This window comes from Saccharopolyspora pogona (assembly GCF_014697215.1).
GTDB lineage: Bacteria > Actinomycetota > Actinomycetes > Mycobacteriales > Pseudonocardiaceae > Saccharopolyspora > Saccharopolyspora hattusasensis.
Map to the genome: position 1 here is coordinate 6,283,067 of NZ_CP031142.1, position 21,776 is coordinate 6,304,842.

The 21,776-nt window shown below is 68.4% G+C and carries 20 protein-coding genes and 2 tRNA genes; 6 read left to right on the top strand and 16 right to left on the bottom strand.

Going from position 1 to position 21,776, the window contains the following annotated elements:
• Positions 1 to 23 precede the first annotated feature (23 nt).
• Positions 24 to 1,202, top strand: coding sequence for a cytochrome P450 (locus tag DL519_RS29175; protein ID WP_190819536.1), 1,179 nt, complete (start codon positions 24 to 26; stop codon positions 1,200 to 1,202).
• Positions 1,203 to 1,316: 114 nt separating this feature from the next.
• Here DL519_RS29175 and DL519_RS29180 read toward each other — a convergent pair whose 3' ends face one another.
• Positions 1,317 to 2,504, bottom strand: a complete 1,188-nt coding sequence (locus DL519_RS29180) for an MFS transporter (RefSeq protein ID WP_190819537.1) — start codon at positions 2,502 to 2,504, stop codon at positions 1,317 to 1,319.
• 400 nt (positions 2,505 to 2,904) lie between these two features.
• Here DL519_RS29180 and DL519_RS29185 point away from each other — a divergent pair, with 400 nt between their 5' ends.
• Positions 2,905 to 3,402: a YbaK/EbsC family protein gene (locus DL519_RS29185; protein WP_190819538.1), complete on the top strand. Its 498-nt coding sequence runs from the start codon at positions 2,905 to 2,907 to the stop codon at positions 3,400 to 3,402.
• 101 nt (positions 3,403 to 3,503) lie between these two features.
• Here the strand turns inward: DL519_RS29185 and DL519_RS29190 are convergent, their stop codons facing one another.
• The 3 genes from DL519_RS29190 to DL519_RS29200 all read right to left on the bottom strand — a co-directional run bounded on the left by DL519_RS29190 (position 3,504) and on the right by DL519_RS29200 (position 6,457).
• The gene (locus DL519_RS29190; protein WP_190819539.1) at positions 3,504 to 4,289 is read right to left on the bottom strand and encodes an SDR family NAD(P)-dependent oxidoreductase; all 786 of its coding nucleotides are present in this window, start codon (positions 4,287 to 4,289) and stop codon (positions 3,504 to 3,506) included.
• Positions 4,290 to 4,351: 62 nt separating this feature from the next.
• Complete coding sequence (locus DL519_RS29195; RefSeq protein ID WP_190819540.1) at positions 4,352 to 5,023, bottom strand: O-methyltransferase; 672 nt, start codon at positions 5,021 to 5,023, stop codon at positions 4,352 to 4,354.
• A gap of 426 nt (positions 5,024 to 5,449) precedes the next feature.
• Positions 5,450 to 6,457 (bottom strand): GlxA family transcriptional regulator, encoded by a 1,008-nt coding sequence (locus tag DL519_RS29200; protein ID WP_190819542.1) that lies wholly within the window; start codon positions 6,455 to 6,457, stop codon positions 5,450 to 5,452.
• A gap of 43 nt (positions 6,458 to 6,500) precedes the next feature.
• Here DL519_RS29200 and DL519_RS29205 point away from each other — a divergent pair, with 43 nt between their 5' ends.
• Entirely contained in the window at positions 6,501 to 7,766 is a 1,266-nt protein-coding gene (locus DL519_RS29205) for an MFS transporter (RefSeq protein ID WP_190819544.1), read from the top strand.
• Positions 7,767 to 7,809: 43 nt separating this feature from the next.
• On the opposite strand, the gene DL519_RS29210 is transcribed toward DL519_RS29205, so the two are convergent.
• Positions 7,810 to 8,439, bottom strand: coding sequence for an SRPBCC domain-containing protein (locus DL519_RS29210; RefSeq protein ID WP_223839678.1), 630 nt, complete (start codon positions 8,437 to 8,439; stop codon positions 7,810 to 7,812).
• A gap of 179 nt (positions 8,440 to 8,618) precedes the next feature.
• Between DL519_RS29210 and DL519_RS29215 the strand changes: the two genes are divergently transcribed.
• A complete protein-coding gene (locus DL519_RS29215) occupies positions 8,619 to 8,843 on the top strand; it encodes a DUF1707 domain-containing protein (protein ID WP_223840374.1) in 225 nt (74 codons plus the stop codon).
• A gap of 519 nt (positions 8,844 to 9,362) precedes the next feature.
• Here DL519_RS29215 and DL519_RS29220 read toward each other — a convergent pair.
• The 7 genes from DL519_RS29220 to DL519_RS29250 all read right to left on the bottom strand — a co-directional run bounded on the left by DL519_RS29220 (position 9,363) and on the right by DL519_RS29250 (position 16,285).
• Entirely contained in the window at positions 9,363 to 9,779 is a 417-nt protein-coding gene (locus DL519_RS29220; RefSeq protein ID WP_168586104.1) for a YeeE/YedE thiosulfate transporter family protein, read from the bottom strand.
• Positions 9,779 to 10,432, bottom strand: a complete 654-nt coding sequence (locus DL519_RS29225) for a YeeE/YedE family protein (protein WP_190819548.1) — start codon at positions 10,430 to 10,432, stop codon at positions 9,779 to 9,781. Before DL519_RS29225 ends, DL519_RS29220 begins: the two co-directional genes overlap by 1 nt.
• Before the next feature lie 2,159 nt (positions 10,433 to 12,591).
• Positions 12,592 to 12,795, bottom strand: coding sequence for a helix-turn-helix domain-containing protein (locus tag DL519_RS29230; RefSeq protein ID WP_190819550.1), 204 nt, complete (start codon positions 12,793 to 12,795; stop codon positions 12,592 to 12,594).
• A 392-nt stretch (positions 12,796 to 13,187) separates the two neighbouring features.
• Positions 13,188 to 13,260 (bottom strand) — tRNA-Arg (locus DL519_RS29235).
• Between the two features lie 42 nt (positions 13,261 to 13,302).
• Positions 13,303 to 13,392: transfer RNA gene (locus DL519_RS29240), tRNA-Ser, on the bottom strand.
• A 114-nt stretch (positions 13,393 to 13,506) separates the two neighbouring features.
• Positions 13,507 to 15,501: an acetoacetate--CoA ligase gene (locus DL519_RS29245; protein ID WP_190819551.1), complete on the bottom strand. Its 1,995-nt coding sequence runs from the start codon at positions 15,499 to 15,501 to the stop codon at positions 13,507 to 13,509.
• An 82-nt stretch (positions 15,502 to 15,583) separates the two neighbouring features.
• Positions 15,584 to 16,285 (bottom strand): dienelactone hydrolase family protein, encoded by a 702-nt coding sequence (locus DL519_RS29250; RefSeq protein ID WP_190819553.1) that lies wholly within the window; start codon positions 16,283 to 16,285, stop codon positions 15,584 to 15,586.
• A gap of 262 nt (positions 16,286 to 16,547) precedes the next feature.
• On the opposite strand from DL519_RS29250, the gene hisC reads away from it, so the two are divergent.
• Positions 16,548 to 17,609, top strand: a complete 1,062-nt coding sequence (gene hisC / locus DL519_RS29255; RefSeq protein WP_190819555.1) for a histidinol-phosphate transaminase — start codon at positions 16,548 to 16,550, stop codon at positions 17,607 to 17,609.
• 363 nt (positions 17,610 to 17,972) lie between these two features.
• Here the strand turns inward: hisC and DL519_RS29260 are convergent, their stop codons facing one another.
• From DL519_RS29260 to DL519_RS29270, 3 genes are all read right to left on the bottom strand, one after another.
• A complete protein-coding gene (locus DL519_RS29260; protein ID WP_190819557.1) occupies positions 17,973 to 18,521 on the bottom strand; it encodes a hypothetical protein in 549 nt (182 codons plus the stop codon).
• Between the two features lie 50 nt (positions 18,522 to 18,571).
• On the bottom strand, positions 18,572 to 19,384 hold the full coding sequence (locus DL519_RS29265; RefSeq protein ID WP_397544983.1) for a L,D-transpeptidase: 813 nt from the start codon (positions 19,382 to 19,384) through the stop codon (positions 18,572 to 18,574).
• An 803-nt stretch (positions 19,385 to 20,187) separates the two neighbouring features.
• Positions 20,188 to 20,694 (bottom strand): GNAT family N-acetyltransferase, encoded by a 507-nt coding sequence (locus DL519_RS29270; RefSeq protein ID WP_190819559.1) that lies wholly within the window; start codon positions 20,692 to 20,694, stop codon positions 20,188 to 20,190.
• Between the two features lie 50 nt (positions 20,695 to 20,744).
• Here DL519_RS29270 and DL519_RS29275 point away from each other — a divergent pair, with 50 nt between their 5' ends.
• Positions 20,745 to 21,317 (top strand): helix-turn-helix domain-containing protein, encoded by a 573-nt coding sequence (locus DL519_RS29275; RefSeq protein WP_190819562.1) that lies wholly within the window; start codon positions 20,745 to 20,747, stop codon positions 21,315 to 21,317.
• Positions 21,318 to 21,488: 171 nt separating this feature from the next.
• Here the strand turns inward: DL519_RS29275 and DL519_RS29280 are convergent, their stop codons facing one another.
• The gene (locus tag DL519_RS29280) at positions 21,489 to 21,773 is read right to left on the bottom strand and encodes a hypothetical protein (protein WP_190824640.1); all 285 of its coding nucleotides are present in this window, start codon (positions 21,771 to 21,773) and stop codon (positions 21,489 to 21,491) included.
• Positions 21,774 to 21,776: the final 3 nt, after the last annotated feature.

Sequence of the window (21,776 nt, forward strand, 5' to 3'; positions counted from 1 at the left end):
TCGCCAACAGGAAGGGGCACCACATGACGACCCTCGCCGACGCCTGGGGGATAAACGAATCGCAGTTCTGGTTGCGGGGGGTGCGACCGGATCAGCCGGTGGCGAACGACTCGGCGGCCGGGATCTGGAACGTATACGGATACCCCGAGGTCCTGGAGGCCCTCAGCGACCCGGCGACCTTTTCCTCAGCCACCCAGCGGCTGGTGCCGGAGGCGTCCGGGTTCCAGGAGGGCAACATCGTGCAGATGGACCCGCCGGAGCACAACAAGCTCCGCAAGCTGGTGAGCCACGCGTTCACCCCGAAGGTCGTCGCGGGCCTGGAACCCCGGATCGCCGCGCTGACCAACGAACTCCTCGATGCCGTGTCCGACCGGACCGAGCTGGTCCGCGATCTGGCCTATCCGCTGCCGGTCATCGTGATCGCGGAACTGCTGGGCGTGCCGAGCAGCGACCGGGGCCTGTTCAAGAAATGGGTCGACGCGATGTTCGAGAGCTCCAACCAGGTCTCCCTCAAGGACCGCTCGAAGGAGCAAGAGGAGTACATGGCGAAGGCCCTGGACCAGGTCCAGGAGCTGACCAAGTACCTGGCCGAGCACGTCGCGGAGCGCCGGCGGGCACCGCGCGAGGACCTGCTGAGCAAGCTCGTCGTGGCCGAAGTGGACGGTGCGCGGCTCAGAGACGCCGAGGTGGTCAACTTCGGCATGGTGCTGCTGATCGCCGGGCACATCACCACGACCATGCTGCTGGGCAACACGGTGCTGTGTCTGGACGCGCACCCCGAGCAGTTCGCGAAGGTGCGGGCGGACCGGTCGCTGGTGCCCTCGGCGATCGAGGAGTCGCTGCGCTTCTTCAGCCCGTTCGCCGCGGTTTCCCGGGTGACCAACCGGGAGGTCGAGCTCGGTGGGCAGCGGATCCCGGCCGATGAACTGCTGCTGCTGTGGGTCGCGGCGGCCAACCGGGACCCCCGCCAATTCACCGCCCCGGACGTCTTCGACATCGGCCGGGACCCGAACCCGCACATCGGGTTCGGGCGGGGCATCCACTTCTGCCTGGGCGCGCCGCTGGCCCGGCTGGAGGGACGGGTCGCGCTGAACATCCTGCTGGACCGGTTCCCGAACCTGCGGACCGACCCGGCGGAGGGCCCGGAGTTCATCCCCAGCCCCAACATGACCGGAGTCCGAAAGCTGCCCCTGCTGGTCTAGGAAACGCGCGTCCAGGCTCGACCTGCGCGAAGGGGGAAGGCCGTGAGTGCTCTTGGGGGCCATGGCACCGGGCTATCGGCACCCAAAAGCACTCACGGGTCTTGACCAGCGGGTTCAAGCGACGGGTTGGGCCTCCTGGGCGGGAGCCGCAGCGGTGCCCGGGGTGGCGGTGGTGGTCGGGTTGGTCCGCCAGAAGAGGACCAGGGCGAGGAGGGCGACGGCGGCCGACACCGGCCCCAGGGCCACCCAGCCCCACTCAGCCGCGACCGCTCCCCCGGTCAGGCCGCCGAAGCCCATTCCCAGGTACAGAGCCGACGAGTTGAAGGCGATCACCATGCCGGCCCCGGCCGGGATCAGCGAGATCAGCCGGTGTTGGACGGCGGGCATGATCCCCCAGCCGCCGAGCCCCCAGAGGACAAGCACCACGACGGTGGCCAGCGCGGAACCGCCCGCGACCGGCAGGAACGCCAGCCCGGCGGCGAGCACCAGCAGCGAGCCGACGATGCCGATCGCCGAGCCGAACCGGTCCGTGAGCCGCCCGACCACGGTGTTGCCCATCGCGCCCGCGACGCCGTAGACGAACAGCAGGACGCCGAGCGTGCTCGCGCCCGCACCGGTCAGCGAGGACAGCATCGGCGAGGCATAGGTGTAGGCGGCGAAGTCCGCGAGGGAGGCGAGCATCGACACCACGAGCACCCACAGCACGGCCCGGTTGCGCAGCACCGACACACGTTCCCGGATCCGCATCACCGGCGGCGCCGGGACCGGCGGAAGGGCCAGCAGGGCGATCGAAGCGAGCACGCCCAGCACGGCAACGGTCCAGAAGAGGCCCTGGTAGCCGATGGAGCCTTCCAGCAGCACGCCCAGCGGCACGCCGATCACGGTCGCCAGGGTCAGCCCGCTGAGCACTGTGGACACTGCGCGCCCGCGGCGATCCAGCGGCACCAGGTCGGCGGCGATCACCACCGCTGTCGGGGTGAACAGGCTCGCGCCCAGCGCTCCGAGCACGCGGGCAGCGGTGAGGGTGCCGAAGTCCGGGGCCACCGCGGTGGCGATGTTGCCCACCACGAACAGGGCCAGCGACAACCACAGCAGTCGCCGGCGATCCCACCGACCGACCACAGTGGACAGGACGGGGGCGCTGACCGCGTAGGTCAGCGCGTGCACCGTGATCAGCTGGCCGGCGGTCGTGATGGGCACGCCGACCTGCGCGGCGATCGCCGGCAGCACGCCGGCGACCAGGTACGAGCCGGTGTTGATGACGAAGGTGCCGACGGCGAGCACCAGGAGCCGGAAGGACATTGGCTTCTCTTCAGGGTCATGGGGTGGGCTGGGCAGCACGAACCGCGCGATGGGCCCGCGGGTCAATCGCGTGCGGAAATTCGGAGTTGAGCACCCGGAGGAGCTCGACGAACCGCTTCCCGCGGCCGCACCAGGGCATGGCGCGGCCGACACCGGAAAACGGCGGTGCCGGATGTTCGGTTGGCAGATGACCCTGCAACTGCGGACGGCCAAGAAGGCCAGACCCGTTCGCGGTGTCAGCTAGAACAACGGCCTCAAACGGGCCGCATCCGGGATTTCGGCAACGCCCCACCGCGTGTTACCGAGCGTGTCATGTATCACAACGAAGAGCAGGGCGACGCAGCCACACGACCGTGAAAGAACTTGTTCCAACGGCGCGGTTTGGGGGATTCTGCGCCGCATGAGCAATGCCACGGACACCTTCGCCGCCTGCCTGCGCGACCTCGACGTCGCGGGGTCAGTCGTCGAGTTCGACACCGACGTGCCGACCGCAGCGGCGGCAGCCGACCGGCTCGGCTGCGAGCTCGGCGCGATCGCGAACAGCCTGATCTTCACCGCCGGCGACGAGCCGCTTCTGATCGTCGCCAGCGGCGCGCACCGCGTAGACACCAAGCACGTCGGGCGGTTGCTCGGGGTGCGCAAGATCCGGCGGGCCACCCCGGAATTCGTGCTGGAAACGACCGGGCAGCCGGTGGGTGGTGTCGGTCCGGTCGGGCACCCGCGGCCAATCCGGACCGTGGTGGACCGGATGCTGGCCGACCACCCGGAGGTCTGGGCGGGCGCGGGCTCCAAGCACGCGATGTTCCCGACGACGTTCGGCGAGCTGGTGCGGATCACCGGCGGCTTGCCCGCCGAAGTGGAGAAACCTGAGCCGCACCCCGACCGCACCAGCTCGTGAGCGGCCATACCGGCTCTTACCGGAAAACTCACTCACGACCCCACGATGCGCAACGAGGCCCCGCCGGGCGGGGCCTCGTTCTTGCTTGCGGCGCAAGCGGATCAGACGCTCGGTTCGAAGCGGCCGTCGATCGCCGTCCAACCGCCCTCCACCAGCTGGAGGCTGCCCGTCACGTACGAGGCGGCGTCCGAGGCGAGGTACACCACGGCACCGGCGATCTCGTCGGCGTTCGCCCAGCGCTCCAACGCGGTCTTGTCCGCGTACGCGTCGTACCAGCCCTGATCGGACTTGATCTGCTCGGTCAGCGGGGTCTCGAACGGTCCTGGCGCGATCGCGTTGACCCGCACGCCTTTCGGCCCCAGTTCCGCGGCGAGCGCGCGGGAGAGCTGCACGACGCCGGCCTTGGTCGCGGCGTAGATGCCCTGTCCCGGTTCGACGAGCACGGCGCGGAAGCTGGCGAAGGTGACGATGCTGCCCCGGCCGCGTTCGGCCATCCGGGCGCCGAAATCCCGCACCAGCCGGTAGGTGCCCTTCAGGTTGACGTCCACGACCCGGTCGAACTCCTCGTCGACGGTGTCGACCAGCCGCTTGCGGACGTTGATGCCTGGCGTGACGACCAGGACCTCGGCGTCCGCCTCGGCCTCCGCGAGCCGCTGGATCTGCTCGCCATCCCGGACGTCCAGCTCGCGCCAGCTCGCCTCGTGCCCGAACTCCCCGATCGCTTTGGCGGTCTCCTCGGCCCCGGCCACGTCGACATCCGCGACGACCACCTTCGCGCCGAACTCGGCCAGCCCCACCGCGCTGGACCGGCCAAGGCCGCTGCCACCGCCGACGACGACCGCCTTTCGCCCGTCGAGCCGGAACAGGTTGGCGAGCCGATTCGTCATGATCCGTCCTCCCGGGTGACGATCAGTCCACTGCGGACCCGGCTACCGGTCTGACCACCGGGTCATTCACCAGGCGGCAGTACGACGGCAAGGGTGAAGCCGTCGTGGCCCTTCGAGCCGACCGTCTGGATCGTGGTGGCCGACGCCCGCAGCTCGGCGGCGAGCATCTCGTGGAACCGCCGCGCACCCTGCACGGCCGGATCGCTGCTGTGCTCGTCGACCACCGCACCCCGGCGGACCACGTTGTCCACGATCACCAGCCCGCCCGGCCTGGTAAGCACCAGTGCCCAGCGGAAGTACTCCGGAATGTTCGGCTTGTCCGCGTCGATGAAGACCAGGTCGAACGACTCCTCGACCAGCTCCGGCAGCGTGTCCAGGGCAGGGCCGACCCGCACGTCGGTGATGCCCTCCAGGCCCGCGCGGGCCAGGTTGGCGCGCGCGACCTCGCCGTGCTTCGGCTCCGCCTCCAGGGTGACCAGCCGACCGTCCGAGGGTAGCGCCCGGCCGAGCCAGATCGTGCTGTAGCCGGCGAGTGTGCCGATCTCCAGGATCCTGCGCGCCTGCACCGACCGGGCGAGCAGGTTCAGCAACTTCCCCTGCAGGGCCGACACGTTGATGTGCGGCAGCCCCGCCTCGTCGCTCGCCTGCAGGGCGGCGGTCAGCACCGGGTCCTCCGGCGTGAGCAGCGCGCCCAGGTAGTCGTCCACCGCAGCCCACTGCTGCTGTTCAGCCATGCCGACCTCCTCGTCGACGCCCGTTGCACCTGGGCAAGCCTGCGGCGGTCAGTCCGCCGGATTTTACCTGAACCTTGCTCCTGCGCAGCCCAACCCGCCAGGTGTTCGGAGCTCAAGTCACATCCGCCGTGCGCGTTTTTCGGTGTTATAGAGGCTGTTTTGGAAGTGATCGTCCAGGGTGCGGTAAGGCGGGCTTCTGTCGTTGAAGCGGCGCCGCCTGCTCAGCTCACGCTCGCAGCCAGCACCGCCGCGGGTTCTCGGGCTGTGCCCACCCCGTCGGGGTTCTTGGCGAGGCCAGTCCCCAGCGTGGTGAATTGCCATTCATGAGTCGGGGATCCCGGAGTCCCAGGCGGCATCTGAGGTTCCGCCACCCGCACCGCCACGCAAAACGAGCCTGGAAGCAGCCCCTACAGCAACCAAAAGCGCTCACGGGCTCCCTAAAGCTGCACTTCCCCGGAAGGTGCTGCGGTACGCACTCGGGGACACCCCGAGTGCTGTCTGCAGGTGCTGGCGCAGCGAAGCCGCGGTGCCGAATCCCGCGTCCGCCGCGATCCGGTCGACCGGCAGATCGGTCTCCTCCAGCAGGTGCCGGGCTCGCTCGATGCGCTGCTGGGTCAGCCATTGCAGCGGTGAGATGCCGACCTCGTCGCGGAATCTGCGGGTGAACGTGCGGACGCTCATCGACTCCCGCGCCGCCAGTTCGCGCAGCGCCAGCGGCCGGTCCAGGTGCTCCAGCGCCCATGCCCGGGCCTGCGCGGTCGACGAGAGCTGGGGTTCGGGGATCGGGCACCGGATGTACTGGGCCTGGCCGCCGTCGCGGTGCGGCGGCACCACCGTCAGCCGCGCCACCTCGTTGGCGACCGCCGCGCCGTGGTCGCACCGGATCATGTGCAGGCACAGGTCGATGCCGGACGCCTCCCCGGCCGAGGTCAGCACGTCGCCGTCGTCTGTGTAGAGGACGTCGGGGTCCAGCCGGACCGCCGGGTAGAGCCGCCGGAACCGGTCGCAGGAGTTCCAGTGCGTCGTCGCCCGGCGGCCGTCGAGCAGCCCGGCCGCGGCCAGCACGTAGACCCCGGTGCAGATCGAGGCGATTCGGGTGCCCGGCCGGATCCGCGCGAGCGCCTCGGCGAGGTCCGGGCCGAGCAGGCCTTCGGTCTCGGTCTCGTCGGGCTCGTGCGACGCCGGGACGATCACGGTGTCGGCCTCGCCCAACGCTTCGGGACCGCGCTCGGTGCTGATCGGGAAGTCCGCGTTGGTGCGCACCAAGCCGGGAACGAGCGTGCACGTCACGACGTCGTACAGCGGCGTTCCGGCTGGTGAGCGGGCATTCCCGAACAGCTGGTGCACCAGGCCCAGTTCCATCGGCATCACGCCGTGGCGGACCAGCACCGCGACTCGACTGGCCATGGCCCGATTCTTGCACATATTGGCCATCAGGCCACTCGTTCGGCCGCGCCCGGCGACGCAGGGTCTGGGCATGACGACCGAAACAGTTCCCCGGACGCGCATCCACCGCGCGTGGTGGGTCGCCGCCGTCACCGCGCTGGCGGTCATCAGCGCGGGTGCCTGCGCCACCACGGCAGGCCTCCTGGTCACCCCGCTGCACGACGAGTTCGGCTGGTCGCGCGCCACCATCGGGATCGCGGTGTCGGTGAACATGGCGCTGTACGGGCTGGCCTCGCCGTTCTCCGCGGCGCTGATGGACCGCTTCGGCATCCGGCGGGTGGCGGTGGGCGCGCTGCTGCTGATCGCCTCGGGTGCCGGGCTGACCACGATCGTTTCCGATTCCTGGCAACTGGTCCTGGGTTGGGGCGTGCTCGTCGGGATCGGTTGCGGCGCGTTGGCGATGGCGTTCGCCGCGACCGTGACGCACCGCTGGTTCGAGGCTCGACGCGGCCTGGTGACCGGTTCGCTGACCGCGGCGAGCGTCTTCGGGCAGTTCGCGTTGCTGCCGGTGATGTCCTGGGTCGTCGAACACTTCGCGTGGCGCACTGCGATCGTCGTCCTCGCGCTGATTGCTTTGGCCACGGCGCCGCTGGTGTGGTGGGTACTGCGCGACCATCCCGCCGACCTCGGCTTACGCCCCTACGGCGCAACGGGTTTCGAAACCAAGCCCGAACCCGTGCCCGGCGCGGCCCGCCGCGCGGTGCGACTGCTGTTCGACGCGGCGCGGACCGGCCCGTTCTGGCTGCTGGCGGGCACTTTCGCGATCTGTGGGGCATCCACCAACGGGATCATGTGGACCCACTTCGCTTCCGCGGCGCACGATCACGGCATGCCGACCACGGTGGCGGCCTCGCTGCTCGCGGTCATCGGGGTGGTGAACGTGGCCGGCACGATCGGGTCCGGCTGGCTCACCGACCGCTGCAGCCCGCAACTGCTCCTGGCGGGCTACTACGGGCTGCGGGGCGTCTCGCTGCTCACCCTGCCAGCACTGATGGGGCCGACGGTGCACATGGGGATGATCGTCTTCACGGTACTGTTCGGCCTGCTCGACGTCGCCACCGTGCCGCCGACGATCGCCCTGTGCCGCGAGGTCTTCGGCCCCGGCGGCGCGATCGTCTTCGGCTGGGTAAGCGCGGCGCACCAGGTGGGCGCCGGGCTGATCGCCTACTTCGGCGCGGTGACGCGGGACCTGCTGGGCTCCTACGACGCGGTCTGGATCGGAGCCGCCGCGCTGTGCGGGGCTGCCGCCGCGATGGCGATGACGATCGGACGCGCGCGTCCAGCAGCTACCAGCTAAACCCGCCGACCTGCCGCACGGCAGCCCAGCGGGGCGGGGACGATCAGGCGCTCGTCTGGTCGAGGTCCGGCGTGAGCTGGGCGGTCGCCGCGGCCACCCCGTCGGCGATCTGGTCGCCGTCGGCGGTGCCGGAGTCCTCGGTCGCGGTGGCCCACGCCCTGATGACCTGCCGGGAGAACCGCTGCACCTCGGCCGAGTTCTCCCATCCCGGGATGTCCTCGCCCCGGAGGTACACGTTTAGCCCGAGCAGGCCGACGTCCCAGGCGGGCCCGACGAACAAAGCGCCCGCGCCGCTGCTGATCGGATCCAGCGGAACCGAGTGCATGACCTCGACCCCGGTCCCGCCGCCAGACCCGTCACCCTCAGAAAGCCGCAGCTCAACAACGCTGTTGTCCTCGTCGAACGTCGTCTTCAGCAAGCGCGGCGCCGTGCAGCGCAGGATCCGACCGCCCGCGGTGCCGTCGAACCAGTGCCGACCGGGTCCCCACAGCTCGCCGGTGATCGGCAGGAGCCAACGTCGCAACGTGTCCGGTTCGGTCAACGCGCGCCAGACCTCTTTGATCGGAGCAGCGTAGTTCCGGCGCAGCAGGACGCTCACCTGCCCACCGCCGTCGATCGAGTGCTGGCTGACCACCCGCTGCACGGCGGCTACCTGCTTGGCGATGTCGATCATCTGGTTCCCCTCAGTCCCGACTACGGGCCATCATCGGCCCTCGACCCGCCGCGCGCTCGCCGCCGCCGTGACCAGCTGATCCGCACCGCCGCCGCACAGCGGGCGGGCAACTAGTCGATCCGGGTCAGCTGCCACTCCTGGTCGGGCCGCGGGAGCTGGACGACGGGGGCGATGGACGGCTGACCTTGGCCGAGTTCACCGAACGCGTGGACGCCGCCTGCCAGACCGTCACCCGCGGAAAACTCGACGCGCTGGTGACCTACCTGCAGGCCACGGCATCTGACCGCCCCGTCGGGCCCACCGACGGGACCAAACACCGGTGGAAGCTGGCGATCATAGGCGGTTCCGACTACAAGGAGCCTGTTGCAAAATTACGCCTACCACGGACCGTGATCGATCGATGACGGCTGAGGCGGCCACTGGCGGACGAACGGCGGCGATCGAGACTGATTTGGCACTTCGGTTCAGCCGCTTTCGCCGAAAACGCAACAGGCTCCAAGGGGCGCTGGCGGGTGCCCCGGAAGTCGGGGTACTTCGCGCTCATGGGCGGGTCCACGATCGATCCGCGCGAGGCGACCCTGCCCGGCCAGGAGATCGAGATCCTCCTCGTGTCGATCATGAGCGTTAGCGACGTGATCGTGGCGCGCGGAGTGCGGGTGGTGGTCGACTCCAAGGACATCATGGGCGGCAACACGATCAAGGTGCACGAGGACGCGAAATGCCGACCGCCCCGGTCATCCGCATCCGCAGCTTCTCGATCATGGGCGGCAACGACATCCGCCACCCCGAGCGCGAAAAGCGCCTCTGGTCCCACTGAACGGAGACGCTGGAAACCCCCCGCGAGAGGGAGTTTCCAGCTGGCTCGACCAAACGAGCGCCCGAAGGGATTCGGGCCGACCTGGTCTCGGCCTCGTGAATGTCCGCTACAGCCCGCAAGATCCGCGGTCGAGCTGGAAGAAATGGGCGTTGGCCCAGCGGCAGAGCCAGATGCCGACCATGACACCCGCGATCGTGACCAGAGCGGGCAGGTATCCGCTAGCGACCTGGATGAGCGGGATCGCCGGGCAGCCACCCGAGATCGCCCAGCCGGTGCCGAAGAGGACTGCGCCGGGGATCACGCCGCCGTGGATGCGCCCCGGCCTGCGGCGAACGCCCACCAGCGCGAAGGCCACCACGATGATCGCGACCGCGCCGGCGAAGGCATACAGCATCCGCAGGTCTTGGAAAGTGAACATGCGGTTCAGCTCGGCGTAGTCGCCGAACCCGATGTTGGTGACGATGAAACCGAGGGCCAGCCCGGTGATGATGTTGGCGACGAGAACCGCGCCTCGGGTACGCATCAGATCACCTTCCACAGCAGGAACGACACGAGGACGGCGGTGCCGAAGAAGACGGCAGTCGCAACAATGCTGACCGGCTGCAACCGTCCGCATCCGCTGAGTCCGTGACCGGAGCTGCAGCCCCCGGCGAGGCGGGTGCCGAAGCCGACGAGCACGCCCCCAACGAACAGCACACCGATCATGGTGTTCGGGTTGTCGGTCACGAGTCGGCTGAAAGCACTGCCCATATCGAAGCGGAGCTCGAACCGACCGGAGGTGACCGCCGCCACCCATCCACCGACGACGATCGACAACAGCAGCGCGGCCTGGGTGACCAGCGGTACCTGGCGGCGGGTCGTGAACGTGGAATTCCGTGACTCGGCCGCCTCGGAGACCTGCTGAGGCTGCGCAGCGCCGCGCGCCGCGGTCGGCAACGTCGGTGCTCCACCGCGCGTCCCGAACTCGTCGGCGGTCGCCGCGGCCAGAGCGTCAGCGAGAGCTCCGTCGTCCGCGAACTGGGCTTCCTGCCGTTCGATCCGGCGTTCGGCGCGCCAGTGCAGGACGCGATCCCACGCCGAGGACACCCCGAAGGACCGATCGGTGATGAGGGTGTAGTTGATGGTGACGAGGGCGAGCCCGATAGCGCCCGCCCACCAGGGCCAGTAGTTGCTCATGCGGGACCTCTCATCCACTCTGCGAGCCGAGTCCACCAGCGGCGTTTCGAGCCGCGGGGTTCAGTTGATCGTTCTGGCGGGCTCGCCGGGGGCTGCTGCGGGGCGTGCGGGGGTCGCGAAAGCTCACGGGGCCGCGCAGGCTCACGAGGCCGCGCAGGTTTCGGTTCCGGGGCCGGCTCGAACCAGGCCACGGTTCCCTGCGACCCGGAAATGAGCGGTGCGGGCGGCGTTGGTTCGGCCGCCGCGGACCGCTCGGCAGCGCGTCGAATGTGCCCCACGTCAGCCCCGTTCGGGAGCAGTGAGATCGGCACGAGCTGCCCCCTGGATGCCAACCTGTATCTGGCGCATTCCCGCCAACGTTGCTCGCTGTCGCAGTAGGAATCACGCCAGCCTCGTAAGCTTGCATTGAGCAGGGGGAAAAGGGGGCAGGCTTTGGCATGGGAGCAACCCATATCACTCCGATCTGACCGGCGCATACCGCCCAGTCGGGGTGGGCGGCATGGCGCGATCTTGTCGTTTTAGCAGTTGCAGAACCCGACCAGCGATCGCAGAGCGTCGCAGACGCGCAACACACCGTGACGCAAACCCCTCTCCGGTTGTTAATCCTGCGGATCGTCCAGCTCGTTACTCCTACTCCCCCCTCCAGGAAAATGCGAATTTCAATCGGAAAGCACGGTGACCAGCAGCTTTCCCGACCGTTTTACGATTAAATAACAAAACTCCGGCGGATATAGTTATCGTACTGTGATAAGTTGCGTGTTCATATCATTGCCAAATAATGTGAAATAGATCCTATTTCACATCGCGTGGTCATGTCATCCTTCCGCGCCTGCACGCCGGGAGGCGAAACCTGGGGAGGTATTACCGCACGCTAGCTCGCACGGCACGCGCACCTCTTCTTTACTCTGGGCGACGGAAGGTACACCAACGACCAACGGCGCAACCTCGCCGACAGGCTTTTCGTGCTCGCCGAAGCGCTGCGCGCCGGCCTGGACAAACCACTGATCATCGATGCGAACTGAGCACAACTGATCATAAAAACGGCGCTGCCCGCCTTGGACCAAACAACGCCGTTCAGGGTTCCTGGTTACAACTACGACGGATCAGCCGCCGGGGAGACTGCTGCCGGGCTTCAGCAGCGGTCGGCACCTGCTGTAGGTCGGATCCTGCGGCGCACACGCCACCGAGACCGCGCCAAGCCATCCACTGCCACCGAAGACAGGTCAGACACAACGGAATTCCGCTATGCCGATAGACGTTGCCGCGATCCATCGGGAAGTAGATTGCGCACGGAAGGGCAGTTCCCTTACCTTAACGTTGACTTGACCACGCTAAGCGATTGTAGCCTGCCATTGCCAGATCGACAGAAAAGTGCGAATGCCGTTTTGGAAGGGATGGGCATGCTCAAGAAGCTTGCAATCTTCGGCGCGTTTGCTGTTGCCTCCATGACTGCTGTCACGCCGCTCGCCTCAGCTGCCACCTCGTACTACGCTGGGGTATACCCTAGCACCAGCGAGGCTGTTAAGGCGTGCAATGCAGGCATTGCCCAAGGGCGTTGGGACGCTTGCAGCTACAAGCGGGTTGTCAACGGTGGCGGAGTCCAGCTGTGGGTCTACATCCGCTGAGGCGAGGCTGACATCCAAGGTATCTTTCTTCGGGGTGGCGAAGCTAGCCTCATAATAGCCTCGCCACCCCGTGCCGTCACGACTTTCTAACAGGTTGGCCGTTAGCTTGAGCATTAACCTTCGAGTGGCGTTAGCCTGCCCTCGTTGATTATGGGTGCAGATCTTGGCTGATCGCCTTCTTGTTACAGAAGGTGGATCGGCACACTGGCTGCGGTGAACGGTAAAGCGATCTCAACGGGTTTCACGTGGGTCGGCGGTGTTCGAAATGGGTGAGCACGAGTGCTGCCCTGACGATGTCGCCGATCTTGCGAAGACTGACCGCGAAATGCCGCAGGGCGCGTCAGCTTTCGGTCCGCAGAGCCAGATGGGGTTCACCAAGGTTTCGCGCTGCCCATGCTCGCGCACGCCTGGCCTGTTATGGCTCGATCCGTTGCCGTAAGTTGCCGTAAGTTGCCGTAAAAGGGGAATCGGTGTCGGCGAACCGGACGTGATCGACTTGACGGCACCTACTGATCAAGCTGGTCCTCCGCTGGCCTAGTCGCGCTCGACGGCTCGACGGGCCGGGCGTTGCGCGCTCCAGCCCAGCGGACCCCGCAGGATGTACCAGACGTGTCCCGGATGATGATGCACCCCGGTGATGCGCTCGATCTCCGTGGCGATGCGCGGCAATGTCCATAAATCCTGGTCGAACCTGTGCGCCCTTGCGCCGGCCAGCAGTGCGTCGCGAACACACCGCAACTGCCGCTCGTCGAACTTCGGTGTCCCCCGGAGGACCTACGCTGACCAGCTCCTGGCGGCCGCCAAGCGTCCATTTCTTGTGCCAGCGGTGACATTCTGCCGCGAAGTCCCCGGCAACCGCGCGACCTCGGTCCGTCGAAGTCGAGCAGCACGGGGTCACTGTCACAAATGATCTGCGGTGGGCCCGTCATCGGCGTACTTCCCGGGCGACGGTCGTCCAGATGCTGTCGAACGGCCTTCCTGGACTCCGAGGCACCCGGCGAGTAGCCAAGGAAAGTTGGCAATTTGTTGGCAACCCGGGCATGAGCGGCAAGCAGCAACCTTGCCGCTCAGCCCCGAGACAGCAAGGAACCCCCTTGACTAGAGGGGGTTCCTGCTGTCTCGACCAGACGTGCGCCCGAAGGGATTCGAACCCCTAACCTTCTGATCCGTAGTCAGATGCTCTATCCGTTGAGCTACGGGCGCATGTTCAGTTGTGTGATCTCCACCTTCCGGCGGAGGCCACAGCGGAGGCTCCGGGATTTGAACCCGGGAGGGGGCGTAACCCCCAACCGCATTAGCAGTGCGGCGCCATAGACCAGACTAGGCGAAGCCTCCCGGTAACCCTCGCGGCCACCGGAGAAAAGATTACACAACCCCCCGATCGGCCGTCACGGGGGGGTCGGTTTTGCGGTTCCGGAGGCCGCCGCGGCAGGCCTCCGGAACCGCCGATCAGGTCGCCAGCTCCGCGCTGAGCTGCACGAACGGGTCGAGGGACGCCGGGTTCTGCAGGGCGTCGCGGCTGACCGCTCGCTCCGGCGGGGTGCCGGCGAGGATCTTCTTCACCGGCACCTCCAGCTTCTTGCCGTTGAGGGTGCGCGGCACCTCGTCGACGACGATGAACCGGTTCGGGACGTGCCGCGGCGACAGCTCGGTGCGCAGCGCCGCCCTGAGCTTCGGCTGGACCTCGTTCAGGTCGGCGCCCTCCGCCAGCACCAGGAAGCACAGCAGCCCGCCGTCGGTTTCGCCCGCGCCCGACGTGTCGATCACCAGCGAGTCGACGATCTCCTCGAAGCCCTCCACCACCCGGTAGAACTCCGCGGTGCCCATCCGGACGCCGCCGCGGTTGAGGGTCGAGTCGCTGCGGCCGTAGATCACCAGGGTGCCGCGTTCGGTGATCCGCACCCAGTCGCCGTGCCGCCACACGCCCGGGAACGTGTCGAAGTACGCCTCGCGCAGCCGCGAGCCGTCCGGGTCGTTCCAGAAGAACACCGGCATCGTCGGCATCGGCTTGGTCACCACCAGCTCGCCGACCTCGTCATGCAGCTCCTTGCCGTACTCGTCGTAGGAGGCGACCGCCGCGCCGAGCATCCGGCAGGAGATCTCGCCCAGCCACACCGGCACGTCCGGCGCGGCGCCCACGAACGCGGTGCACAGGTCGGTGCCGCCGGAGACGCTGGCGATCTGCACGTCCGCGCCGACGGCGTCGGCCACCCAGCGGAAGCCGTCGGTGGTCAGCGGCGCGCCGGTCGAGCCGACGGTGCGCAGCGCGGAGAGGTCGAAGTCGTCCTTCGGGCGCAGCTCGCGCTTGAGGCAGCTCTGGATGAACGGCGCCGACGTGCCGAAGTAGTTCACCCGGTGCCGGGCCGCAAGCTTCCACAGCTCCGACAGCGCCGGGTAGCCCGGGCTGCCGTCGTACAGCACCAGGGTCGTGCCCGTGAGCAGGCCGCCGACCAGGAAGTTCCACATCATCCAGCCGGTCGTGGTGAACCAGAAGAACCGGTCGCCCGGGCCGAGGTCGCAGTGCAGGCCGATGGTCTTGAGGTGCTCCAGGACCATGCCGCCGTGGCCGTGCACGATGCCCTTCGGCAGGCCGGTGGTGCCGGAGGAGTACAGCACCCACAGCGGGTGGTCGAACGGCACCGGGTCGAACTCCAGCGGCGCGCCGCGGTGCTGCGCAAGCAGGTCGTCCCAGCCGATGGCATCCGCCAGCTCGGCGCCCTCGCCGAGGTAGTCGACCAGCACCGTGCCCATCAACCCGGGCATCGCCTCGCGCAGTTGGTCCACAGTGGACCGGACGTCGAAACTGCGGCCGCCGTAGGAGTAGCCGTCGACCGCGATCAGCACCTTCGGCTCGATCTGCACGAAGCGGTCCGCGACCGCCCGCGCGCCGAAGTCCGGCGAGCACGACGACCAGGTCGCACCGAGGCTCGCCGCGGCGAGGAACGCCACCAGCGTCTCGGGGCTGTTCGGCGCCAGCGCCGCGACCCGGTCCCCCGCCCGCACGCCGAGCGCCTTGAGGCTCGCGCGGGCGGCGGCTACGCGGGCCCGCAGTCCGCCGTAGGTGATCTCCTCGCTGCGGCGGTCCTCCCGCGCGAAGATCACCGCCAGGTCGCCGTCCCCCTTGCCCGCGCCGTCGCGCAGCGCGTGCTCGGCGTAGTTCAGGGTGGCGCCGGGGAACCACTCCGCGCCCGGCATCACCTCGGCGGTCAGGACCCGCTCGGCGCGGTCGTGGAAGCGGACGTCGAAGAAGTCCGCCACCGCGGCCCAGAAACCGCTCAGGTCCGACACCGACCACTGCCACAACGCCCGGTAGTCGGGCAGGTCGAGGTCCCGCTCGGTGCGCAACCAGTCTCGGAACGCGGCCATCCGGCTCGTGGCCACGCACTCCGCGCTCGGTTGCCACAACAGCTCGGGGACCTGCTCTGGATTGGTGCTCGACGTCATGGGCTCTTCCTAACCCACCTGGACCCCGTTCGCCTAGCCTCCGGTAGCGGTGAGCTGCTGGTTCTCCGCTGGCGACGCGCGGTCAGCGCAGGTGGAGGTCCAGCCAGTTGCGGGCTCGCTGCCACGCCTCCGCCGTCGCGTCCGCGTCGCGGTCGAACCGGTGCCCGGCTCCCGGGTAGCGGATCACGTCGGTCGCGGCCTGCGCGGTGTCGGTGACCTCGCGGAGCTTCTCGACCTCGCCGGGCTCCATCTCGTCGTCGTCGCCGTACAGCCCGAGCCACGGGCAGGACAGTTCCCCGGCGATCTGCACCAGCGGCGGCACCGCCGCGGACAACGGCTCCAGGATGCCGCGCCCGCCGATGCTCACAGCGGCCCCCACGGTGCGGCTGGCCGCCACCACCAGCGCGGCCGAGCCGCCGATGTCGAAGCCGAGGACCCCCTGCCGGTCGGCCGGTACGCCCTGATCGGACAGCCATAGGAAGGATGCGTCGGTGTCGGCGAGGATCGTGTCGCCGGACAGCCGCCGCACCTGGTCGTGCACGTGCTCGTCCGGCTGGTGGTCGTGGAACTCATCGGTGCCGTCGCGGTGGTAGAGATGCGGCGCGACGGTGAGCCAGCCCTCTTCGGCGAGGGAGCCGCACAGCCGGCGCACCCGCTCCGTGACGCCGCGGGCCTCGTGCAGGACGACGAGTCCACCGCGCACCACGGTGTCCGGTTCGGCGACGGTGAACCGGAGCTGGGTGCCATCGGTGAGCGCGAGCGTTTCGGTCCGGGTTTGGATCATGCCGTGCAGGTAATCACGCCGAAGTGAACACGAGTCAACGAATTCCACCGCTGGGACGAGCGAAATACACGGATGGCCGCCAAGACAAGCCATCAGACGGAACCGTCCGTCGCACCGGCCCCGCCGGGCAGGCGATGCCCCACCCGTCCCGGACATTCGTACACGATGTTCGTCACCCGCTTCGCAAAATGACCCGTGCCCCTGTTCCCCGGTCAGGCGAGCTAACGTCCAGGTGACCCATCGTCGGAGCTAGGAGTCGTAAATGACCGTGCGCACTCGTGCCGACCTCGACCAGCTGCCCGCTTACGTCGCCGGCCGGACCATCCCCGGCTCGATCAAGCTGGCCAGCAACGAGGTTTCCGAAGGCCCGTTGCCCAGCGCGGTCGCGGCGATCAACCAGGCGGCCGGCGAGGTGCACCGCTACCCGGACATGGGCGTCGGGCGGCTGACCGAGGCGCTGGCGGCGCGGCTCGGGGTGGAGCCGGAGCGGATCGCCGTCGGCTGCGGGTCGGTCGCGTTGTGCGAGCAGCTGGTGCAGGCCACCTGCACCGCCGACGACGAGGTCATCTTCCCGTGGCGGTCGTTCGAGGCGTACCCGATCATCACGCAGGTCGTGGGCGCCAAACAGGTCCGGGTGCCGCTGACCGCGGAGCACGCGCTGGATCTGGAGGCGATGCTCGCCGCGATCACCCCGGCCACCCGGCTGATGTTCGTGTGCACGCCGAACAACCCGACCGGCACCCTGCTGCGGCGGGCCGAGCTCGAAGCCTTCCTGGACCGGGTGCCCTCGGACGTGCTGGTGGTGCTCGACGAGGCGTACTTCGAGTTCGTCAACGACCCGGACGGCCCGGACGGCGTCGAGATCGCGCGGGCGCGCGACAACGTGGCCTCGATGCGGACCTTCTCCAAGGCGTACGGCCTCGCCGGGCTGCGCGTGGGCTACACCGTGGCCCCGCCGAAGGTCGCCGTCGCGCTGCGCAAGGTCGCGATCCCGTTCAGCGTCAACGCCATCGCCCAGGTCGCCGCGATCGCTTCGCTGGAAGCGCAGGACGAGCTGCGGAAGCGGTGCGCCAACGTGGTCGCCGAGCGGGAGCGGGTGCGCCGCGAACTCGTGGCCGCCGGGTACGAGGTTCCCGAAACGCAGGCGAACTTCGTCTGGCTGCCGCTGGGCGAGCGCACCGCCGAGTTCAACGAGCACTGCCTGCAGAACAAGGTCGTGGTCCGCGCTTTCGCCGGCGAGGGCGCGCGGGTCACCATCGGACAGCCCGAGGAGAACGACGCGTTCCTGGCCGCAGCCAGCTCGTTCGGCCAAACGGCGCAGTGATCTTGCGGCGATTCGGTGCACCCGGACTCGCGGGTGCACCGAATCGGCGAATGCATGGAGCCGGAGAAGACGCCCTGGGAACACGGCCGCCGAGCGGACAACGGCGTTGACCCAGGTGCTGGACCGCATCAGCGGCTGACCGGTTTTCCGGGATGACCCCGTAAACAGTGGTGGTGCCCTGCGAAGAGAGGGGGAGTACTTCGCCGGGCACCACCACCGGGGGTGTGGTCGTTCGAGCCGGAACGACCACTTGGAGTGCGTAGTGATCTACGCAGCATCGGAATCTAGTGCTGATCAAACGATGCGAGCCAGCCAGCGACTTAGGCATGCACTCGTTCGAGTGAAATAAACCAATCGGTCGGGTCAGCCGGTCACAGGGTGGTGTCCGCGAACCGCGACCGGTGCTGGCGCGGTGGGCAGCGGCTTGGCGGCCGACACCTGCCTCGGCGGGGTCTGGACGGGGTCGCTCGGCCCGCCGGGGACGCCGGGCGCGCACTGGTCGCGCCCCGGCCCACCCTGCCAGCCGCCACCCTGCCAGCCGGGTCCGCCCTGCCAGCCGGGTCCGCTCTGCCAGCCCGGTCCGCCCTGCCAGCCCGGTCCGCTCGGCTTGCCCGGTCCGCTCGGCTTGCCCGGCTCGCAGGGCCCGTCGGTGCCCGGCTTCCCGGGGACGGTCGGGTGGTCCACGATCGGCGCGTTGGTGCAGTCGTTGGCCTGCGGGGAGAGGATCGGCACCACGGCCCCGAGCACCCCGATGTTGTTGCCGCACAACTGGATCGGCAACACGCTCAGGTTGTTGTCGTTGCCGATGTTGATGCCGTCGTTGTCCGCACTGTCCGCGAACGCCGGCGCGGCGCCGGCCAGCAGTCCGGCGCCTGCGGCGAAAACTCCGGCGAGGCAAGCAGTCTTGCGCATTCGTAGCACTTCCTTTTCGGTGTACTTCGGGGAATTTCCATCTACGGCGATCACCGCAGGTGGACGAGGGTGCCCAACGGCAGGGTGGTCAGCAGGCGAAGCGCGTCGTCGGGTACGCGAACGCACCCGTCGCTGCTCGCGTGGCCGAACACCGCGGGGTCGGGCCATCCGTGCAGCGCGACCGTGCCAGGGCCGCCGCCGTAGGTGCTGAAGGTGTCGGAGTGCGCGCCAAGCGGCAGGATGATCGGGCTGAACTTGGTGACCGTCTCCTCGATCGCCGCCATGATGAAGGTTCGGCCGCGCGGCGTCGGCGAACCCGGTGCGCCGACCCCGACGACCCACTCCCCGATCGCCGAGCCGTCCTCGCGCACCACGAGCCGACGCGCATCGATGTCGACGTCCACGACGTAGGGAGACCGCGCCCGCTCGACTTGATCGTCGGTGCGGACCCAACCGGTCGCACCGTTGGGGCGCGATGGGAGCAGCACCTGCGCCCACGGGCCGTGCTCCGCGATCACCGGCACCCAGGTGGGGTTCTTCAGCTGGGTGGCGGGGAGCTTGGCGAACACGGCGCCGCCGGGTGCCTCGTGCACTGCGACGTCCCGCTTGATGTGCAGCACGAGCCCGCTGGTTTCCGCGTTCGGCGCCCGATCTTGCGGTGCCTTGGGGAAGTTCGCGAAGGTGGTCGCGGAGGCCTGCATGCCGAGGTCGGCTTGCGCTATCGCGTGTGCCGGCTCGATCGGCGATGTGCCCGAGCATCCGCTGATGCCCAGGCTAAGCGCACCGAGCGCGGCGGCAGCCGCCATCCGGACGCGGCGACCGGCGTGGTCGGGGCGTCCGGTACTCGTCGTGCGGGGATTCATGATCAGCTCCTGGCCCGTTGGCGTACCTGTTGTCGGCAACCCCGGCGAAGGCCGGGAAGCACCTGCAGCGGGCAGCCTGATTTGCGAGATCAAGTGCCGCCGGGACGCTAACGCGCACTCCGCGGCCACCGACGCGGACCGACCGGAGCCCGATCACCCGCATCTGCCGCTTGATCAGGACAAACGGGTCGGGGAAACCGTAGAGTTTGGAGTGTTACACAAAAGGTAATCGCTCGATCGTGTGTCGTTTTTACTTCTGTCAAGCGACAAAAGGCCGGGTTGTCCGCGTCGAGGGCGCCTCGGACAACCCGGCCCAGGGGGCCGTGCGGCCTCACTTCCAGCTGGCGAGAAGACCCAACGGCTTGCGGTGGACGTCGGTCGGCGAGTACTCGACCGCCGGAGGCGTCCGTCGGCACGTCGTAGATGATCTTCCTGTTAACCGGCTTGCCCTTGTCGGTCAGCAGCTCGGTGTACGATCCGGAGATCTTCATCGAGGCGATGGCCGGCTCGTACCGGTTGCCCTTGCTGTCGACGTGGGTGAACTCGTCCTCGCTGACGTTGCCGGCGAGGCTTAGCGCCGACGCCGCAGCCGGCCAGAGAGATCATCAGTGCCGGGCTAACGACGCAATCAGCCTCTTCAATTTTCCTCGCACGAAGGGTGTTCAGGTCCAATACGACGCGCGAACCTTCCCGCGAGCCCCGGACGGAACAATCGGATTCGCAAATGTCCTGGCTAGGGACACCTGGACTGAACTCCGGATGAAGAACGCACCGCGCGCGAAAAATCCTGCCACGACCAGGATTTACGGCACCGGATCCAATTTTCGCTGCAGCAGCACGGTATCGATCCAGCGACCGAACTTGTGGCCTACTTCATGCAGCCGCCCGACCTCCCGGAAGCCGCATGCGCGGTGCAGCGCGACCGAGGAGTCGTCGCCATCGTCGGCTATGACCGCGATCATCTGCGTCGCCCCGGCCCGCGCGCTGTCGGCCATCAGGGTGGTGAGCAAGGACTTCCCGAGGCCCCGCCCGGTCCACCCCGGCGCGAGGTAGACCGTGTCCTCGACGGTCTGCCGGTAGGCGGGCTTGGGGCGCCACGGTCCGGCGTAGCCGAAGCCGACCACCTCCGCGCCGATCTCGGCGACCAGGAACGGTAGCCCCCGGTCGGCCACCGCGTCGAGCTTCTGCCGCCACTGCCCGACATCCGGCGGGATGGTCTCGAACGTCGCGGTGCTGCCTTCGACGTAGTGGGCGAAGATCTCGGCCACCGCGTCCAGATCCCCGTCGACAGCTCGCCGCACCTTAGTCATCACAGTCCCGATTTCTCTATAGTGAACACTGCGTCTATTATAGTGAAATCATGGACCTGGTGGCACTGGGCAAGCGCGTGCAGGCGTTGCGGACCGATCGGCACATGACGTTGCAGGACCTAGCCGCGGCCACATCGGTGAGCGCGGGGATGTTGTCGTCCGTGGAGCGCGGGCAGAAGGCCGCGACGATCGTCGTGCTGGCGCGCATCGCGGACGGCCTGGGCGTGCCAGTAGCGGACCTGATCACCGCGCCGGAGCGGGTGATCGTCCGGCGCGCGGCCGATCAGGACGCCGTCGACGAGCCCGGCGGCTGGCGGCGGACCATCCTCAGCCCGGTGGTGCCCGGCGTGAACTTCGAGTGGATCCGGTCCACCCTGCCGGCCGGTTGCGATGCGGGGGCCTTCCCCGCGTACGCGGCGGGGTCGCACGAGTTCGTCACCGTGGAGTCGGGCAGCCTGCGGCTGACCATCGGCGACGAGGGCTTCGACCTGGCGGCCGGCGACTCGCTCTACTTCGCCGCCGACGCCCCGCACGGCTACGCGAACACGACCGACGAACCGTGCACCTACTACGTGGCCGCCCTGATCATGCGCCCCCGCCGCGCGGCCGATCGTTCCAGGTGAAGGTCCCGTTCACCGCGTCCACCCCGCAATTTCCATTGAAACTGCGGACCCGACGGCGCGAAGTAGGGTGCGGCCGGTCGGTGCGCGGGGAGGGGAAGCGCACCGACCGGCCGCTCGGCTGGCTCGATGCCGCGAGATCGGGGGCATCGGCATCGAGCCGGGTTCGGGTGGCTATAGGCGGCGGAGGCCTTCTAGGACACGGCGTTGGAGGTCCAGCGGTGGAGCTGGACTGTCCGATATGGAGTGCTCCGCCGGTTCGCGGAGGCGGTGGCGGCCGCCTTGCTCGCGTTGTCGCTGCTCGGCTTCCACGTGGGCGATGAGGTGCCAGACCGTCAGGGCGCCTTCGCCCTCGCCCGCGTGTTGGGGCCGGTAGGACTTCCGCGTGACGATCAGGTAATAGGCGAGGATCGCCGAGATGAACCCGATTTGCGGCATCATGTCCAGCACGTTCGGCATGTG

Coding starts and splice junctions, on each gene's coding strand:
- DL519_RS29175 (WP_190819536.1), top strand. CDS start 24: ATGACGACCCTCGCCGACGCCTGGGGGATAAACGAATCGCAGTTCTGG.
- DL519_RS29180 (WP_190819537.1), bottom strand. CDS start 2,504: ATGTCCTTCCGGCTCCTGGTGCTCGCCGTCGGCACCTTCGTCATCAAC.
- DL519_RS29185 (WP_190819538.1), top strand. CDS start 2,905: ATGAGCAATGCCACGGACACCTTCGCCGCCTGCCTGCGCGACCTCGAC.
- DL519_RS29190 (WP_190819539.1), bottom strand. CDS start 4,289: ATGACGAATCGGCTCGCCAACCTGTTCCGGCTCGACGGGCGAAAGGCG.
- DL519_RS29195 (WP_190819540.1), bottom strand. CDS start 5,023: ATGGCTGAACAGCAGCAGTGGGCTGCGGTGGACGACTACCTGGGCGCG.
- DL519_RS29200 (WP_190819542.1), bottom strand. CDS start 6,457: ATGGCCAATATGTGCAAGAATCGGGCCATGGCCAGTCGAGTCGCGGTG.
- DL519_RS29205 (WP_190819544.1), top strand. CDS start 6,501: ATGACGACCGAAACAGTTCCCCGGACGCGCATCCACCGCGCGTGGTGG.
- DL519_RS29210 (WP_223839678.1), bottom strand. CDS start 8,439: ATGATCGACATCGCCAAGCAGGTAGCCGCCGTGCAGCGGGTGGTCAGC.
- DL519_RS29220 (WP_168586104.1), bottom strand. CDS start 9,779: ATGCGTACCCGAGGCGCGGTTCTCGTCGCCAACATCATCACCGGGCTG.
- DL519_RS29225 (WP_190819548.1), bottom strand. CDS start 10,432: ATGAGCAACTACTGGCCCTGGTGGGCGGGCGCTATCGGGCTCGCCCTC.
- DL519_RS29245 (WP_190819551.1), bottom strand. CDS start 15,501: ATGACGTCGAGCACCAATCCAGAGCAGGTCCCCGAGCTGTTGTGGCAA.
- DL519_RS29250 (WP_190819553.1), bottom strand. CDS start 16,285: ATGATCCAAACCCGGACCGAAACGCTCGCGCTCACCGATGGCACCCAG.
- hisC (WP_190819555.1), top strand. CDS start 16,548: ATGACCGTGCGCACTCGTGCCGACCTCGACCAGCTGCCCGCTTACGTC.
- DL519_RS29260 (WP_190819557.1), bottom strand. CDS start 18,521: ATGCGCAAGACTGCTTGCCTCGCCGGAGTTTTCGCCGCAGGCGCCGGA.
- DL519_RS29265 (WP_397544983.1), bottom strand. CDS start 19,384: ATGAATCCCCGCACGACGAGTACCGGACGCCCCGACCACGCCGGTCGC.
- DL519_RS29270 (WP_190819559.1), bottom strand. CDS start 20,694: ATGACTAAGGTGCGGCGAGCTGTCGACGGGGATCTGGACGCGGTGGCC.
- DL519_RS29275 (WP_190819562.1), top strand. CDS start 20,745: ATGGACCTGGTGGCACTGGGCAAGCGCGTGCAGGCGTTGCGGACCGAT.
- DL519_RS29280 (WP_190824640.1), bottom strand. CDS start 21,773: ATGCCGAACGTGCTGGACATGATGCCGCAAATCGGGTTCATCTCGGCG.